We start from the raw sequence: 16,742 nt of genomic DNA, 5'->3' as shown, positions 1-16,742 counted from the left end.
ACTCACTTCCTGACCAGAGGCCTGAAGCGGGTCAGCACCGAGATGAGCCTCCAGGTCCTCGCCTACAACTTCAAGCGCGTGATCTCGATCCTAGGGGGGTGGTGGGCTTGCTGCAGGCCATCCGGGCCTGACATCTGAGCTGCTGAGCCAGCTTCGACCGCCGCCCCCCAGCGAAACTCGCCTCGCACTCACCAAACACGCGTTTCCACACGGCTTCGACCGAACGCCGCCGTTCCACTGCAAGGTCGGCCCCTGGCCTTCCCGACGAACCAGATAGGCTCGAGCGCGCTGATATCGTTGGAAAAGTTCCCAACGACTACTTGGGACGTAAAATCAAGCAAGTTTATTGCCGATTTTGTCGCCGTCTAGCATCTTCGAGCGCACCGGCCATTCGTTTTCGGGCTTTTTGCTGCGCGTGGAAATGGCGTTCTGACTTTTTCAACGATATCCGCCACAAGCAGTCATCGCGCCGGCACCTCGACACCGGACATTGCCTGAACCCAGTACATTCGGCCCCTTCCCAGCCCTCCCGGCCCGACGCGGATGCCCGCCACCGCACATTCGTCAGGCGACCTGCGTCCATTGATGTGAGGCCTAGGCGGATCAGGCCGAAGCCTAGGAGTCGCGAAGCCGCGTTCTGCTTCCCCCGAGACCGTCACGGCCATAGCCCCGCTTATGCCGGGTTCAGCTTAGTGACGCGACCCGATCCGCCTTCGCATCAATCGGAAGCCCACCCAACCGCCGACGGCGCTCGCTGAAGAACGGATAGAACGGGGTGATGAAGAGCACGAAGATCAGTGAATACTGCACGATCGACGGGTTCGAGCCCAGTACCGCCCACAGGCAGTACAGCACCGTGATGCTGGTCAGCGCCCAATAGACACCGATGTGGTGCAGCTTTCCGTCTTCCTCGACCGCGAAGTAGCAGGCGACGCAGGAGTAGATGTAAGGCAAAAGGGTCAAGGTCACCGCGACCTGGACGATGACGTCGAACTGCGCCGAGGCACTGGGGGAGGACGCGGTGACCAGCACCATCAGCGACATCAGCACTGCGACGACGACGAGGCCCAAGACCGGCACGTCCTTGGCATTGGACTTTCCGAAGATCGCTGGGAACAGCCGGTCGTCGGCCGCTGCCTTGGCGCTTTGTGCGGTCAACAGGATCCAGCCGCCGAGCGACCCGGCGGCGCCAATCGCGGCGCAGAGGCTGACCACCGAGCCGCCGATGTCGCCGATGGCGATCCTCGCCGCTAGGGCGAACGGCGCGTCAGACGTCTGGAGTTGGGCGTTCGGCACCATCCCCATGATCGCGGCCGAGCTGACGAGATAGGCGACCGCGGCCAGAGCTACGCCCGCGAGGGTGGCAATGGCGACGTTCCTTTGTGGGTCCCGCACCACGCCGGCGGTGACCGAGGCGGATTCGACGCCGATGAAAGCCCAAAGAGTGATCGAAGCTGCCGCTGAAACAGCGCTGAAGTCACCAGTCCCGGAGAGATTGTAGGCGCCCTGGAACACCGAGCCGCTGAAGAAGAACCAGCCAAAGACAGCGACCCCGAGGATCGGGATCAGCGCGAGCGAGGTGGTGTAGGATTGGATCCTGACGACGACATCCGGCCCAAGAATATTGGCGAAGGTGAACACCCAGATGATCGCAAGGACCACGATGGTGCGCAGGATCGGGTCCGACAGGGCCGGCACAAAGTAGCTGAAATACCCGACCGCCGCGACCGGCAACGCCACGTTGCCGATCCAGTTGGCGAACCAGTAGATCGTGTTGGTCTGGAAGCCCATGTAGGGGCCCATATAGTCGCGGGCATACGCGTAGGGGCCGCCGGCCTTCGGCGCCAGCCGGCCGAGCTTGGCGAAGACGAAGGCCAGCAACAGCGAGCCGACGATCGTCACCACCCAGCCGAGAAGCGATATGGTGCCGATCTTGGCGAGGCTGGTCGGCAGCAGGAATACCCCCGATCCCATCATGTTGCCCGCGACCAGCATGGTCGCCGGGAAGACGCCGATCTTGCCGTTGTCCGAAGCCATTGCTGTTCTCCGTTGAGGCCGGGCGTCAGGCGACGCAGAGCATGCGGTATGTACCGTCGACCAGCTCGACCCCGTGGGTGTCGTGGGCGAAGCCCGGGAAGCGGCGGTCGAAGCCCTCGAGCGCCTTCAGGTAGCCGAGCAGCGGTCCGTCCGCCGGGCCGGCGTTCTCGCCCGGCATCAACAGCGGGATGCCGGGCGGGTAGGGCACGATGCCGGTCGCCACGGTGCGCCCGGCAGCGCGGTCGAGAGTGACGCTTTCGACCGCATTGCGCACCAGCCGCTCGTAGGCCTGGACCGGGCTCAGATCCGGCTTCGGCAGCACTGAGAAGCCCTTGGCCATCATCGCGGTGGTCCGCAGTTCACGCATTGCCGCGAACATCTCCTCCGCCAGGTCGCGCAGGCCCAGTCCGCCGTAGCGGCCCGGATGGTCCGCGACCAGTCCGGGAAGGACCTGCTCCAGCGGCGCGTTGGCGTCGCAGTCGCGCTTGAAGTCGAGCAGTGCGTTGACCAGCGTGCCCCACTTGCCCTTGGTCACGCCGAGCGAGAACAGGAACAGGATGGTGAAATCCGTGGTCTTCTCGACGACGATGCCCTGCCGGTCGAGATAGGCGGTGACCAGGCTGGCCGGGATGCCCCGTTGCTCGAGCGTGCCGTCGCCACCCATGCCGGGCGTGACCACCGAGACCTTGATCGGGTCGAGCATGCAGTAGCCGGGCTCGAGCTCGGGGAAGCCATGCCACCCGGCGCCGGGCTCCAGCACCCAGCAGTCGGGGGTGGTCACCAGCCGGTCCGCCGGGGCCTCGTGGAACGGGATGTCCGCTCCGGTGGCCGGATCCTTGACGGTGTCGGGTTGCCAGGCGCCGAAAAACCAGTCGCCCTTGCCGGCGAAGTCGTGTTCGAGCCGGCCCATCATCTGGCGAAAGGCGACCGCCTCTCGGATCGGCTCGGTGGTCAAGGCCTCGCCGGCCGGACCGTCCATCATCGCTGCGCTAACGTCGTTCGAAGCGATAATCGCGTATTGCGGCGAGGTCGAGGCGTGCATCATAAATGCTTCGTTGAACCGCATATGGTCGATCGGGCTCCGGCCGTGGCGGACATGGATCATCGATGCTTGCGATAGCGCCGCCAGCAGCTTGTGGGTCGACTGGGTGGCGAACACCGTTGGACGCCCGGCGTCGTGGTCGCGCGGGTCGCCATGCATTCCGAAGCGGTCACGGTAGATCGGGTTGAAGCGGGCATAGCCGTACCAGGCCTCGTCGAAATGAAGCCGATCGACGCTGGCGCCCAGCAGCTCCTCGACCCGGGCGACGTTGTAGCAGAGGCCGTCATAGGTCGAGTTGGTGATGATGGCATGAACCGGCGTTGGGTCGACGCTGGCGCGGATCAGGGGATTGGAGGCGATAACGGCCTCGATCGCCGCCGCCGTCAGCCGTGCGGGCGGAATCGGTCCGATCAGGCCGTAGCGGTTGCGGACCGGCATCAGATAGGACGGGATCGCGCCCGACAGGGTCATCGCGTGCTCGACCGATTTGTGGCAGTTGCGGTCGCACAGCGCCACTTGGTCGCGGGTCACGCTGGCCATCAGGATCACGCGGTTGGAGGTCGAAGAGCCGTTGGTGACGTAGTAGGTCCGGTGCGCCCCGAAGACTCGGGCGGCGTACCGCTCGCCCGCCCCAATCGGGCCGGAATGGTCGAGCAGCGATCCCAACTCCCCGACCGAGATCGACAGGTCGGACCGGAACAGGCTCTCGCCGAAGAATTCGAAGAAGGCACGACCGGCGGGCGAGCGCAGGAAGGCGGTGCCGCCAGTATGGCCTGGCGTGTGCCAGGAATACTCGTAGACGCGGGAGAAGCGGACCAGAGCGCCGAACATCGGCGGCAGCACGGTCTCGCGATAGCGCTCGATCGCGGCGACGATGCGGCCGCCGATGAAGTCCGGAGTGTCTTCGAGCAGCCAGATGAAGTCGTCGGCGTGCTGCATCGACTCGACCGGGACCGCCGACACGGCACTCCGGTTGGACAGCAGGAAGATCGGCACGGTCGCGTTGCGGGCTCGGATGCGGCGCAGCAGCTCGGCTGCGCCATCCTGCGGCCCGGCGCCTGGGAGGTCCCAATCCACCAGCACGCACTGCACTGCCGGATCGGAGGCGATGATGGCCCCCGAATCCGCCGCCGTGGTGGAGATAAGCATGGTGACGCCGCGCGACTCCAGATCCTCTATCAGTGCCCGGCACGCCCGGCCGACGGCCGTTTGCGCTGCCACATCGCTGCTCACCAGCAGCGCCAGCATTCCAAGGCGTTCTCCGGCGATGTGGACCATGAACATTCTCCTGAGTGGGTCGTGAGAGACCGTCACGGCAAGCAGCCCGTAGCCGCCTGCCTCATATCAAGTCGCTACAGGTTGTGGGCGCTGACGTTCGGCTGCCGTCTGCGACCGAAAACTAGGACAGTACGACGTTCGATCGCCCCTGCTTCTAGGGCATCGAAGACGGTATCACCTGGAAGGGCATGGTCATGATCGCCGTCGCCACGCTCCCCTCGGCGGCAAGGTCAGCGGTATTCGATCGGTCGTTCCTTGTTCACCAGCGGCCCACCGCATGCTCCACTACCGTTGCGCGTATCGGCCTGGCCACTATCGGCTCTCCATCGGATGGTGCAGGCGAACGTGCGATAGGCGGTCACCCCCATCCTTGATCGAGATCAAGAGTGGATACCCCTAACGAGAATTCGGTCCCCAGCGACGCCGTGCCGTCAGTCCGTCCCAAGCGAGGCATCGCGAGCTGGCCGTCACTCCAAGCCCAACATGAATCGTGGACCCGGCTGAAGGGCGCCAACTCCGGACATCGCCTCGGCATCTCCAAAGCGGACATCACCTCGGCGGACCGGAGTAGACCCAAGCTGCCGATAGAGCGGACACGATAGAAGCCCCCGCTGGGACGCCGCCGGACCCGATCTCGGCGTTTTCGGAGGGCGTTCGCCGCCCAGGCGAGGCGGCGAGACGTGCCCGACGATCTTCGAGGCCTCGGCCGGCGAGCCGCTATTGGGCAACGGCCCGGAAGCGCTCCGGCCGGAACGGGGCGAGCATCGGGTGCCGCTCGCCGGTGGCGATCTCGAAGGCCAGCAGCTCGCCGGCGATCAGCCCGAGAGTGGCGCCACTGTGGCTGAAGGCGACGAAATAGCCGGGGATCGCCTGCAGCTCGCCGAACACCGGATCGCCGTCGCCGGGGATCGGCTTGCGGCCGACACCGAAGCGGTCGAGCTCCAGCGTCGGGTTTCCTTCCAGGACCTTCGAGGCCTCCGCCAGCAGGCCGTCGACAGTCTCCTGCTTCACCCGGTAGCTGCCGTCAGGGCGGATCTCCACCTCCTCCTCCGACCATGCGGAATCGAGGGTGAAGGCGCCGCCGGGCGCGGGGCGGATCGCCACGCGCGGCGTGTTCAGCACGGCCTTCAGCGGCGCGCCGACCGGCTTGGTGGTGACCAGCAGCGAGACCGGCGTGCTGTCGTCGATCCTCTGCCCGGCCTCGGCCACCATCTGCGGCACCGACGGGCCGGTGGCGAGCAGCACGGCGTCCGCTCGGAACTCCCCTCCCCGTGCCGTCGCCGCGCCGACAGCACGGCCGCCTTCGATGACCGCACGCGCCGCCCCGGCCTCGGTGACGAGCCAGCCGCCGCGCTCCTGGAACTCCTCCACCAGGAGGCGGATCAGGCTGGGCAGGTCGACCCAGCCTTCGCCCGGATTGAAGATCGCGCCCTGTGGCGTGATCGCGGCGACGTCGACACCGGACGTCACCGCCGGCACCTGCCCGGCCGCGAGATGCTGCGCGTCATAAGCCAGCGACACCTCGTGGCGATACGCCGCCTCGATCCGGTTGCCGTCGCCATCGGCGTCCCAGGTCAGCCCGCCGTCGAATCTCAGCCAGTCCGCATCGGGATGGCGATGGGCCAGGGTCCGATAGCGGTCGATGCCGGCCATGCGCAGCCGGTGATAGGCGTCGGAGCGCCAGCGCGACGAGTTGAGCCAGGACAGCGAGCGGCCGGAGGCGCCGTTCGCGACCGGACCGTCGTTCACCAGCACGGTCGCCACGCCGCGCCGGGCGAGCTGGACGGCCGTGGAGACGCCGAAGATGCCGGCGCCGATGACGACGACGTTCGAGACTTTGCTTTTCATCACTGATCTTCCGCCTGGATTAGAGGACTTCCGCCAGGAAGCGCTTGAGCCGCTCGCTCTGCGGCCGGTCGAAGATCGCCTCGGGCGACCCGGCCTCGACCACCCGGCCTTCGTCCATGAAGACGACCTGGTCGGCGACGCGCCGGGCGAAGCCCATCTCGTGGGTGACGATCACCATGGTCATGCCGCGGCGGCCGAGATCGGCCATCAGGGTGAGGACACCCTTCACCAGCTCCGGGTCGAGCGCGCTGGTGACCTCGTCGAACAGGATGACCTCCGGCTCCATCGCCAGCGCCCGGGCGATCGCGACCCGCTGCTGCTGGCCGCCCGACAGCCGCGACGGGCGGTGATGTTGGCGCCCGGCCAGCCCGACCTCGGCCAGGCGCGCCTTGGCGACGCGGTCCGCGGCGTCCTTGTTCATGCGCTTGATCCGGGTCAGCGACAGCGCGACGTTCTCGAGCGCGGTGTGGTCCGGGAACAGGTTGAACTGCTGGAACACCATGCCGATCCGACGGCGCAGCTTCTCCGGCTTCATGCCGAGGATGCTGTCGCCGTCGAGCAGGATGTCCCCGCCCTTGACCTCCACGAGCCGGTTCAGGCAGCGCAGCAGGGTCGACTTGCCGGAGCCGGACGGGCCGATGACGCAGGTGACCGATCCGGGCCTCACGGTGAGGTCGACGTCCTTCAGCACCTCGTGCTCGCCATAGGCCATGCTGAGGCCGCGCACGGCCAGGCTGCCGCCGTTGAAGCGCGTGTCCGCATCGACGCTCGCGGCGGCGCCCTTGAGCTCGCCGACCTCGACCAGGCCGCTGGTCCCCGCGCCCGTCGTGCTGCGGCCGACCCGCAGCCGGTTGTCGATCAGGTTGACCAGATGGGTCAGGGGCACGGTGACCAGCAAATAGAACACGCCGGCGAGCAGCAGTGGCGACAGGTTGCCGGTGACCACCGCCTGGTCCTGGCCGATGCGGAAGATCTCGCGCTCCGACGCCAGCAGGCCCAGGAAGTAGACCAGACTGGAATCCTTCACATTGCCGATGAACTGATTGACCAGGGCGGGCAGCACCCGCCGAATGCCCTGCGGCACGATGATCAGCCGCATCGCCTGGCCATAGCTCATGCTCAGGGCCCGGCAGGCGTCCAACTGGCCGCGGTCGACGCTCTGGATGCCGGAGCGGAAGATCTCGCCGATATAGGCGCCGGCGATCAGTCCGAGGGCGAGGATGCCGAGCGGATAGGGCGACGGCCCGAACAGCTCCCGCCCCGCCCGGGCCAGGCCCTGCCCGATCAGCAGGATGGTAACGATGGCCGGAAGCCCGCGGAAGACGTCGGTGTAGATCCGCGCCGGAATCCGCAGCCAGGGCGAGCGCGAGATGCCGCAGAGCGCCAGCGCCATGCCGATGGCGACGCCCAGCACGGTCGAGGCGAAGGCCAGGATCAGCGTGTTCTTCAGCCCGACCGCGATCATCATGGGCAGCACTTCACCCATCGCGTCCCAGTCGAGGAAGCTGCGGCGCAGGTTTTCGATCCAGTCCATGCGGGGCTATTCTTTTCCGGGGTCGATGGCGGCAGAACCTGCCCGGCCCCGGCGGCCGGGCAGGATTCGGCCTACTGCTTGGGCAGGTACTGGTCCGGCATCGGCGAGCCCGGGAACCACTTCTGATACAGCGTCTTCCAGGTGCCGTCCTGCATCGCCGCGTGCAGCCCCTGGTTCAGCGCCGTGCGCAGCGCGTCGTTGCCCTTGCGGATGACGAAGCCGGCCGGGGCGTCGAAGCTGGGGATGTTGATCGCAACCTTGAGCGAGGGATAGCGGCCCGTGTAGTCCTTGGCCGCCTCGTAGTCGAGGAAATGCGCGTCGATCGAGCCATTGTTGAGCGCGGCGACGGCAGAGTTGTTGTCGGGGAACTTCACCAGGTCGGTCGCGGTGAAGGTCTTGGTCGCATAGATCTCCTGCAGCGTGCCCTGGACCACGCCGAGGCGCTTGCCGGCGAGTTGGCCGGCATCGGTGATCTTCGGGTCGGCCGTCAGGATCGAGAGGTAGCCGGCCAGATAGCCGTCGGAGAAGTCGATCGTCTTCTTGCGCGCCTCGGTGGTGCCGATCGCTGCGACGGCCACGTCGAAGCGGCCGTTAGCGACGGATGGCATCAAGGCGGAAAATTCCTGGCCGGTGAAGACGACCTGGTCCTTCTTGAAGCCGATCCGCTCCGCCACATTGAGGAACAGCTCGATGTCGAAGCCGGTGAACTGCCCGTCCGCCGTCACGAAGGTGTAGGGCTTGGCGTCGCCCATGGTGCCGACGCTGATCACCTTCGGGTCGATCAGGCCATAGGAATTGGACTCGGCCATGGCCGGGCCGGCGAGCGAGCCGCCCAAAGCCAGCGCGAGAGCCAGCGCCCGGCCCCCCATCGTCAGCATCGCCGCAAATGTCCTCATGTCTCCCTCCGTTGTGTGGTTCCGCCAGCCTGCCCATGCCGGATCTGCGCCGGCCTCTCGTTTCGGTCAATGAGACCGATCTCTTTCTTTGAGAGACCGGTCTCATTATAAATGAGACCGGTCTCTTTCCGAAATTGTTAGAGCCACATTGACCGCCCGTCAATCTCTCCTGTAGAGCAGCCCGATGGAACAGCCGCCGTTCGCGAAGCCGTCCGTCACCGTCGCCGACGTCGCCCGGGCGGCGGGTGTTTCGAAGGCCACGGCGGCCCGGGTCCTCGGCGGCTACGGCATCGTCAGCGATGCGGTGCGCGAGAAGGTGCTGGCGGCAGCGAAGGCGCTCGACTACCGGCCCAATGAGCTGGCGCGCAGCATGACGACCGGCCGGTCGGGCGCGATCGGCGTTGTGGTCGGGGACATCGAGAACCCGTTCTTCAGCTCGGCGGTCCGCGGCATCACCGATGTGGCGCGCGCTGCCGGCTACACGGTGATCCTTGCCAATTCCGGCGAGGACATCGCGGCCGAGAAGGACGCCATCCGAACCCTGATCGCCAAGCGGGTCGACGGGTTGATCGTCGCACCGTCACGGTCCCGGGAGATCGACCACCTCAGGGATCTCCAACGCTCCGGGCGGCCGCTGGCCCTGCTCGACCGCGCCATCCCGGAGCTGGCGGTCGACACGGTCACGGTCGACGACCGGGAGGCGGCCGAGGCCGCGACCCGCCTGCTGATCGAGCATGGCCATCGCCGCCTCGCCTATGTCACCGCCTGCGACACGCCGGAGCACACCTATCGCGACCTTGCCGACATTCACACCGCGTCGGTCCGGCACCGCATCGAAGGCTTCCTGAGCGCCTGCGAGGCGGCCCGGATCCCACCAGCCGGACGATCCGTCTGGCTCGGGGCGAATAGCCGCCAGGAGACGCGAAGGCTGGCGATGGAGCGCCTGAAGCCGCCGCAGCCACCGACCGCCGTCCTGGCCTCGGACAGCCTGATCGCGCTCGAGATCTTCAAGGTGGCTCGCGAGCTCGGCCTCTCGATCCCCGACGATCTGTCGCTGATCACCTTTCATGACGCCGATTGGACGAGCGTCACCAGCCCATCGGTCACCGTCATCGATCAGCCGGTCCATCAACTCGGCACGGCGGTGGCCGAGCTCCTCGTGTCCAGGCTGAAAGGATATAACGGCGCCGCGCGCCACATGGTGTTTCCTACCAGGCTGGTGGCGCGCGCGTCGGTCGCGATTCGAAACCCACCCGACACATCCATCTAGGCCCGCCAAGGCGACCAGCTGGGATTCCAGCATGGGAGGTCGATCATGACCAAGCAGCCTACGGCCAGGACGGCATTGACCCGGCCGGAGCGCGCCATATCCAGACATCACCCGCGGCTCTCCAAAGCGGACGTGACCGGATTCGACCCTAAGCTGACTTGGCTACGCATATCTTGGATAATAAGATGATTAGAGACAAATCTCTTTGAATTTTTTAGAACCCGCGCCAGTCGACAGGCCTCATCTTGTACTTTTGGATGACTAGACGGGCACTCAATTAACCGAAAGGGACAATCCCCATGCTTCCTCATAGGCTCTAAAATCTTCTGACAATCTGATACCGATCTTTTCAATCTGGACGGGCGGTAGTCAATTGCCTATGGAGATTATCATGCGAGAGCGGAATTTCTTCCTCGATTGCGGGTGCGTCATAATCGGAGTGCTATTGGCCACTTTCTCGGTGGCCCATGCTCAATCGAGCCCTCGTGGTCGGTACGTAAATGTTTCATCCGGGGATTCAATCGAATTCCGAGACAGTGGTGATGTTTTCCTGTCCAATTTGGGTGAAGCAAGCATAGCACCCTGCATTGTTGCCGGTGCTAACTGGTGCATCTCGGGAGAGGGGTTCGATTGCAGCTATCGCATTAGATTTGTGCAGGATAGAAGCCAATTTACACTGCATCTGACTTCGGGTAAACCCGTGCGACGGTGCCCTGAAGGATTTTTCTCAAGAGAGGTTCAGTAATGAAATTTACTGATCGAATTAGTGTGTTATTTATGGGCGTCGTCATTGTTATATTAATCAGTATATCGCCGACATCGTCTCAAGCAGTAAAAAAAATTATTGGCGAATGGGTTAACGTCGAGGGAGATCACCTCCTATTTTCTGCTGATAACATATTTTATTATTCTGGTGGCGAAGGTCGCTATCGAGCTGAGTTTGATCGCGGCGCGGACGTGATGCTCTCAGGTGAATTGTTTAGTTGTACCTATGCTGTAGATGTGATTCTTGGTGTCGACCGGAGACCATCAAAATTGGTGCTCCGCATGATCAGCAAATCTGGAATTTGTCCGAAGGATGGAATCTACGAGTATCTCTTTAATTCTCAGGCAGATCAGACTCACGAAGATAATACAGTATTGGACAGCGCTCTAAAAGATATTGGGTTAACCAACGTAAGCATCGGACAGACTCTCAAAACCAACGAAATCGGTTCGCGCATCTCTTTCGACAACGATTTCGATGAGCAGGTATCTGGATCCTATATGAGATATTTGTTTGGCACGAATTTGCCAGGAGTTTGGGTTTACTATTATCTTGATGACGAAGGAAAGATTAGCGTAATAAAATTTTTCCCGGTTTCGCATCCATCGAAATTGAAGGACTTGTTCATTCAGTTGGCCTCAAATCTGGGTGTTTCGGTCAATTTCCACGGCGCCCGCGAATCGAAGGTATATACAGACAGCTGCAATATCAGCGTTAGCGGTCCAGCTCCTCCTGAACAGCATGCTGTTAGAATAACGGTCATAGATGATAGCGTCCAATCTATACCTCTGAAATTTGGAGGCACCTATCTAAAATACATTGATCACAAATACGATGAGTCCACAATAGACACTCCGAATATACCGTGCACTACCAATGCGGTCAGGCCTTCACCGTCCAGTGAAAAGGAGGAGGATATTTGGGTATATAGAAAGATGCAGTAGTCGTTTAACATTGACAACTCGCACATATTCGTCAAAGGGTATCTATGCGCTATTAACAAGCCGGATTGGTCTGCTGCTCCTTGCGCTCCCTCCGGATCACTGTCGGGTTTGTCGTGCATCCCGGTCGGCTGCGGTAGTGGGCACGAGCGCTCGACCGCTAACCGCCCTTCACGGCCGGTTTGCCCGAACGGGGCGTGCCGAAAGCCGCCACTGCTCTGACTTCCCTTGATCGTTGGACGAGGACCATCCGAACGGTATCGAGGACGGTCGTGCCCTTCGCGCGACAGTCCGCATTAGGGCGCCGATGAATCGTCGGGAAAGTCCAGCTCGGAGGAGCCTGGAAGGCTTCCGGACGTCCGCCTGGGGGACCAGGCAGTCCATCATCCTTCGCCGTCCACGACGGCAGGACCACGCCATTTCCGACCATGGCCGTGGCGCCTCCGAATAGGTCACGGTCCTAGCTCATGATATTATTTGGCGGCTCACATCGATGAGCGTCGCGGAGGGAGGGTGGCTAGGAGTGATAGGCCATGCCCACCACAGATGAGTCAAACTCCTCAGCAAATCGGCCAACTCCTTGGAACAAGGGGCAGTTGGTCGGTCAGAAGCGACCACTGAAGCCGAAGGATGTTTGGTCCATACGCGCGCGGCTCGAAATCGAAGGTCGAGAGCGGGATCTGGCACTATTCAACCTTGCGATCGACAGCAAGCTCCGGGCTAGCGACCTGGTCAGCTTGCGAATTGAAGATGTTCAGGTCGGCGGGCGTGCCCGCGAGCGTGCGACCATTATCCAGCAGAAAACCGCCCGCCCGGTTCAGTTCGAGCTGACCGATGGCACTCGGAAGGCCGTACAGGTTTGGTTGATGCACCGCGGTTCAGGCGCAGGCTTCGTGTTCCCCAGCCGCGCTCGGAGCCAATCTCATCTCTCGACGCGTCAGTATGCTCGCCTCGTTCATGGTTGGGTGACAGATGCCGGCCTCGACAGCCCGGCCTACGGAACGCACTCGATGCGCCGTACGAAGGCAGCCCAAATCTACCGCAAGACCGGCAATCTCAGAGCAGTCCAACTCCTTCTGGGTCACAGAAAGCTGGAAAGCACCGTCCGATACCTCGGCATCGAGGTGGACGACGCGCTCAGCATCTCCGAGCAGCTTGACCTCTGAGGGACTTGCAGGGGCGCGTGTATCGCCCACCGTGTCACGCCGGCCGGGAGCAGACCTTACCGGTCCCGGCCGGCTCGCGCCATAAGCGGTCAGTGCGGATGCGGCTTGATACCGGACATTGACCGAAGCCGAGGAAGCCGGCCCATCTCCCGCCCAACCGGCCGGCGAGCCGTAGCCTAAACCGGCCCTTTCACGCGGTTCCCCGAACCGGACACCGCCCTTGCCGAACCAAGTTGTTCGGACAACAGACGCTGACACTATCTGTCCTTCCATGCTCAATGCGTCAGATGGTGCCATTCCAGAAAATAGAAGCGGTGGCGAAGGCGTCCGCCCGGAGCGCGGGCTGGGCTGTCACCGCTTTACCGGCTTGAGGCCAAGAGCGATCGAGTAGACGGTCACGGGCCGCCGGACGGCATCCTGGCCGTGGTTGAGGCCTGGAGTGCGGTTAAGCTGCGCGGCGGGCAGCCACAGCTTGCCGTCATCACTGATCCACATGGCATCCACCCAGGCAAGTCGAGGATCGGCGAGTAAGATCGAAATCCGGCCATCCGGCGAAATGGCCAGGATCCGAGACCGATCCGTATCGCTGACATAGATCGTCCCGGCGGCATCGATTGCGGTGCCGCCGGTCGAAGGCGTGTCTGCGAAAGGTTCGACATGACTGACCAGCGCCGCTTCGACGAGTGACGGGTCATCGAGATAGCGCGTCTCGATCCGCGACATTGGACCGGAACAGGGCTGGTAGTAGAGCCAGCGCCCGTCATTCGAAACTTCCAGCTGATCAGCATGGATGACGATTGCCTTTCCCGCGGCGTCCACGAGCGCCCGGCCCTCCGCCACCAGTGGCCGGGCCGCCACCGTCGAAGGATGGCCGTCCAGGACCCGGCGGGCCCGGCCCGTCGCCAAGTCCAGCACGATCAGGCCCGGACGGCCGGCGTCGGTGAAGTAGGCATGGCCGCCGTTGAACCGAACGTCGTCGACGAAGCTCTCACCCTGGGCGACCGAGGAGAGATCGTAGATGCGGGTCACCTGGTCGGTGGCAGGATCGATGCGGACCAGCTTAGGGCCGCCCGCAACCAGCGTCCCTTCGATGCCGGGCTTACCGCGATCAACGGCCCATAACCCGCCGTCGGGGCCGACCCGCAACGAGTTCACGCCGACGAAGGCGGCATGCCCGTCCTGGCCGTCCCGCCAACCATTCCAACGCGAGTCTGGATAGGGCCTGGCCGAGCCCGTGGTGATTTCGACGACCTCGGGCTGACCGGCCTGTTGCGGCTGGACGACCGCAAAGCGCCGTCCGTCGGCTGTCGTCGCGACGCCGTTGACGATCAGCGTGTCCGATTCGAATTCCGGCATCAGGTCAGGCACTTGGTCCGCCATTGCGGGCCACGCCGCAAGCAGGAGAACGAGGAACATCGAGCGTGGTGGACATGGCATGCCGGCCTACCGAAAGCCAGCGGCGGCTTCGATCACCTTGGCCACCGCCTCCGGCTGGGCCAGCATCGCCACGTGGCTGCTCTTCAGCGTCGTCATACTGGCCTTGATCTTCCGGGCCATCGCCTCCTCGAGCGCCGGCGGGATCATGCGGTCGTCGGCGGCGACGACAAACCAGCTCGGCTTGGTGGCCCAGGCCGCAGCGGTCGTCTTCTCGCCGAAATTCGCGGCCCGGATAGGTCCCTGCGTGGCGGCAATGAGCCGCCGCTCGCTGGCAGGAAGATCCGGCGCGAAATCCTTTGTCACGCCGTCATCTGAGAGATGGGCGAAGCCCGACGGGTCGACCTGGATGGCGGCCCCGCCCGGCGCGTCCGGATACCCCTTGAGAAGATCCTGGTCGCTTTCGCCCGAATCATTGGCGAAGGCGGCCACATAGACCAGCGACCTGACCTTCTCGGCGGTGCCGGCTTCGGTGATGACGGTGCCGCCCCAACTGTGCCCGACCAGCGTCACCGGCCCCGAGGCGCGATCGATGGCGCGCGTCGTCACGGCAACATCGTCGGCCAGCGACGTCATCGGCAGCTGGACGGCGATCACCCGCAGGCCCTTCGCCTCGAGCAGCGGGATGACCTTGCTCCAGCTGGAGCCGTCGGCGAAGGCGCCATGCACCAGAACCACGGTGCCGTCGGCAGCGACGGCAAGCGGTGCCGCGAGGGCAAGCATCGCGGCGAAAGACAGTGCAATCGGACGCCCGAACCAAGACTGCATCGAAAACCTCCGGAAGGATTGGTGGAACGTGAAGCCTTGGGTCACTTGAGGAGCACAGGGCCGGCGTCGATCTTCACCCGGAACAGCGTGTAGGGCTTCTCGCGCAGATCGCGGCCCTCGTGGAACTGGGCCTGCCGGTGCAGCTGGTTGGCCGTGAAGTACATGTAGCCGTCGGACGCCACCGACAGCGTGTCGGGCCACAGGATCCTCGGGTCATGGGCTATGGTCGTCCACTCGCCGTCGGCCTCGCGCCGGCGAACGCTGTTGCGCTCATAGTCGCCGGCGTAGATCCGGCCCTTGTCGTCCGCTTCCAGGCCGTCCGATGCGCCCTTCTCGCCCAGGTCGACAACGGCCGCAGCGACCGTGGCTTCGGGGGCCGAGCGATCCAGCAACAGGGCGGTCGGAATGGAATACAGGTGCCGGCTCGACAACGGGCAGTAGTAGAGGGTCGCACCGTCCGCCGAGATGGCAATCCCGTCGGAGGCGACGTTGAACGGCGCCGGTGGCTTGCCCGTTTGCCGGACCGCAAGCCGTTCGCCTTCCACGACCGGGATGAATGCCGGGTCCGGGGAGGTCGACGGGTGTCCGGTGAGCTTCCGCCAGCTCTCGCCACTGTCGAGATCGACCACAATGATGCCGCCCGGGCCACTGACCGAGGAATCGGTGATGTAGGCGACGCCCGCCTTGCCCTGGCGGAGGTCGAAGCGCACGTCGTTGATGTAGGTCGTCGACAGGACGGTCGAGGCGGACAGGACGATGGTCTTCACCACCTTGTCGGTCGCGAGGTCGACCGCCACCAGCTTCGCGCCGCCGGCGACCGGCGCCGAGAAGCCGGGTGCCGCCGTGTCGAGGATCCAGAGCCGGTTGGCCGGGTCGACCACCACGCTTTGCACGCTGCCGAGGGTTTCGCCAGGCCTGCCCGGATCAAACCGGTTGATGGCCGCGTCCGGATACGGGACCACGCGGCCGGCTCGGATCTCGCCGACCGTAAAGGGAACCTCGTCGCCCCAACGGGGAAAATTGACGAAGATGCGGCCACCGGCGGCGACCGTGACGCCGGTCGGCATCGCCTCGTGGAACTCGAAGACCGGCTCGATCCGGCCGATCGGGCGGTCGCTGGCGAGGCGCTCGGTCGCGCCGGATGCCGATGATGTGGTGGACGGCAATTGCGGCTCTCCCTGTTTCTGCGCGACGGCCGCTGCCGGCTCGAAGGCGGCGGCTGTGGCAATGATGATGACTATTCTGCTCCAGGCCACTGTCCGGGCAAAGCGGGCGGACCGGCGCCTGCCGGCGATCCGGGGCGTCATGCTGACGAGGCGCCGAGCGCCGCTAGGACGGCGTCGCGCCCTGCCTCGGCCACCGCGACGTCTTGCTCGGTGCTTCCGGAACCGACGCCGATCGCCCCGAGGACAGCGCCCTGGAAGACGATCGGCAGCCCACCGCCGAGGTTGACGATGCCGCCATGGCTGGCAAGGCCGAGATTGGCCCCGAACTCGAACGGGATTCCGCCGGTGGGCGCGCCCAGGGATGCGCTGGTGGCGGCCTTGGCGATCGCGGGATCTCGGGCCAGGACGGCCGCGCCATCCACCCGCGCGAATGCCAAGAGATTGCCGCCGGCATCGACCATGGCGATGCATTCGGGAGCTGCCAGCTCCCGGGATTTCGCAACCGCGGCTTCGATAGCGATGGCGGCGGCAGCGTAGGTCAGCTGCCGGCTGTTCCGAATAAGGGAGGGTGTGGACATATCTGGTCCCCGTGCGTG

General features: G+C 64.3%; 12 protein-coding genes. 3 read left to right on the top strand and 9 right to left on the bottom strand.

Translation table 11 applies throughout. The features are described 5' to 3' along the window. Positions 1-684 precede the first annotated feature (684 nt). The 5 genes from adiC to E9232_RS17055 all read right to left on the bottom strand — a co-directional run bounded on the left by adiC (position 685) and on the right by E9232_RS17055 (position 8,635). Positions 685-2,037: an arginine/agmatine antiporter gene (gene adiC / locus E9232_RS17075; RefSeq protein ID WP_309795712.1), complete on the bottom strand. Its 1,353-nt coding sequence runs from the start codon at positions 2,035-2,037 to the stop codon at positions 685-687. Between the two features lie 25 nt (positions 2,038-2,062). Continuing rightward, positions 2,063-4,357 carry an Orn/Lys/Arg family decarboxylase gene (locus E9232_RS17070; protein WP_309795710.1) on the bottom strand — a complete coding sequence of 765 codons (2,295 nt, stop codon included), beginning with the start codon at positions 4,355-4,357 and terminating at the stop codon, positions 2,063-2,065. A gap of 717 nt (positions 4,358-5,074) precedes the next feature. After that, positions 5,075-6,205 carry an NAD(P)/FAD-dependent oxidoreductase gene (locus E9232_RS17065; protein ID WP_309795708.1) on the bottom strand — a complete coding sequence of 377 codons (1,131 nt, stop codon included), beginning with the start codon at positions 6,203-6,205 and terminating at the stop codon, positions 5,075-5,077. Positions 6,206-6,224: 19 nt separating this feature from the next. Next, a complete protein-coding gene (locus tag E9232_RS17060) occupies positions 6,225-7,739 on the bottom strand; it encodes an amino acid ABC transporter permease/ATP-binding protein (RefSeq protein ID WP_309795705.1) in 1,515 nt (504 codons plus the stop codon). Positions 7,740-7,810: 71 nt separating this feature from the next. Further along, positions 7,811-8,635, bottom strand: coding sequence for an ABC transporter substrate-binding protein (locus E9232_RS17055; protein ID WP_309795704.1), 825 nt, complete (start codon positions 8,633-8,635; stop codon positions 7,811-7,813). Positions 8,636-8,819: 184 nt separating this feature from the next. On the opposite strand from E9232_RS17055, the gene E9232_RS17050 reads away from it, so the two are divergent. The 3 genes from E9232_RS17050 (at position 8,820) to E9232_RS17040 (ending at position 12,778) form a co-directional block, all read left to right on the top strand. After that, the gene (locus E9232_RS17050; protein ID WP_309795702.1) at positions 8,820-9,905 is read left to right on the top strand and encodes a LacI family DNA-binding transcriptional regulator; all 1,086 of its coding nucleotides are present in this window, start codon (positions 8,820-8,822) and stop codon (positions 9,903-9,905) included. A gap of 744 nt (positions 9,906-10,649) precedes the next feature. Next, complete coding sequence (locus tag E9232_RS17045) at positions 10,650-11,615, top strand: hypothetical protein (RefSeq protein WP_309795700.1); 966 nt, start codon at positions 10,650-10,652, stop codon at positions 11,613-11,615. Positions 11,616-12,145: 530 nt separating this feature from the next. Next, positions 12,146-12,778 (top strand): tyrosine-type recombinase/integrase, encoded by a 633-nt coding sequence (locus tag E9232_RS17040; RefSeq protein ID WP_309795698.1) that lies wholly within the window; start codon positions 12,146-12,148, stop codon positions 12,776-12,778. Between the two features lie 351 nt (positions 12,779-13,129). On the opposite strand, the gene E9232_RS17035 is transcribed toward E9232_RS17040, so the two are convergent. The 4 genes from E9232_RS17035 to E9232_RS17020 form a co-directional block, all read right to left on the bottom strand. Then, positions 13,130-14,146 carry an SMP-30/gluconolactonase/LRE family protein gene (locus E9232_RS17035; RefSeq protein WP_309795696.1) on the bottom strand — a complete coding sequence of 339 codons (1,017 nt, stop codon included), beginning with the start codon at positions 14,144-14,146 and terminating at the stop codon, positions 13,130-13,132. Between the two features lie 75 nt (positions 14,147-14,221). Next, positions 14,222-14,980: an alpha/beta fold hydrolase gene (locus tag E9232_RS17030; protein ID WP_309795694.1), complete on the bottom strand. Its 759-nt coding sequence runs from the start codon at positions 14,978-14,980 to the stop codon at positions 14,222-14,224. Between the two features lie 41 nt (positions 14,981-15,021). After that, on the bottom strand, positions 15,022-16,287 hold the full coding sequence (locus E9232_RS17025; RefSeq protein WP_309795692.1) for an L-dopachrome tautomerase-related protein: 1,266 nt from the start codon (positions 16,285-16,287) through the stop codon (positions 15,022-15,024). Further along, complete coding sequence (locus tag E9232_RS17020) at positions 16,284-16,724, bottom strand: GlcG/HbpS family heme-binding protein (RefSeq protein WP_309795690.1); 441 nt, start codon at positions 16,722-16,724, stop codon at positions 16,284-16,286. Before E9232_RS17020 ends, E9232_RS17025 begins: the two co-directional genes overlap by 4 nt. Positions 16,725-16,742: the final 18 nt, after the last annotated feature.

Source organism: Inquilinus ginsengisoli (assembly GCF_031453975.1).
GTDB classification, from domain to species: domain Bacteria; phylum Pseudomonadota; class Alphaproteobacteria; order DSM-16000; family Inquilinaceae; genus Inquilinus; species Inquilinus ginsengisoli_A.
Note: the sequence above shows the minus strand (reverse complement) of the source record. Positions and strands in the feature narration are given on the sequence as shown.

What these genes read in the sequence shown, in the direction of transcription:
- E9232_RS17045 (WP_309795700.1), top strand. Translation starts at nt 10,650, where the DNA reads ATGAAATTTACTGATCGAATTAGTGTGTTATTTATGGGCGTCGTCATT.
- E9232_RS17065 (WP_309795708.1), bottom strand. Translation starts at nt 6,205, where the DNA reads ATGAAAAGCAAAGTCTCGAACGTCGTCGTCATCGGCGCCGGCATCTTC.
- E9232_RS17070 (WP_309795710.1), bottom strand. Translation starts at nt 4,357, where the DNA reads ATGGTCCACATCGCCGGAGAACGCCTTGGAATGCTGGCGCTGCTGGTG.
- E9232_RS17050 (WP_309795702.1), top strand. Translation starts at nt 8,820, where the DNA reads ATGGAACAGCCGCCGTTCGCGAAGCCGTCCGTCACCGTCGCCGACGTC.
- E9232_RS17020 (WP_309795690.1), bottom strand. Translation starts at nt 16,724, where the DNA reads ATGTCCACACCCTCCCTTATTCGGAACAGCCGGCAGCTGACCTACGCT.
- E9232_RS17055 (WP_309795704.1), bottom strand. Translation starts at nt 8,635, where the DNA reads ATGAGGACATTTGCGGCGATGCTGACGATGGGGGGCCGGGCGCTGGCT.
- E9232_RS17025 (WP_309795692.1), bottom strand. Translation starts at nt 16,287, where the DNA reads ATGACGCCCCGGATCGCCGGCAGGCGCCGGTCCGCCCGCTTTGCCCGG.
- adiC (WP_309795712.1), bottom strand. Translation starts at nt 2,037, where the DNA reads ATGGCTTCGGACAACGGCAAGATCGGCGTCTTCCCGGCGACCATGCTG.
- E9232_RS17060 (WP_309795705.1), bottom strand. Translation starts at nt 7,739, where the DNA reads ATGGACTGGATCGAAAACCTGCGCCGCAGCTTCCTCGACTGGGACGCG.
- E9232_RS17030 (WP_309795694.1), bottom strand. Translation starts at nt 14,980, where the DNA reads ATGCAGTCTTGGTTCGGGCGTCCGATTGCACTGTCTTTCGCCGCGATG.
- E9232_RS17040 (WP_309795698.1), top strand. Translation starts at nt 12,146, where the DNA reads ATGCCCACCACAGATGAGTCAAACTCCTCAGCAAATCGGCCAACTCCT.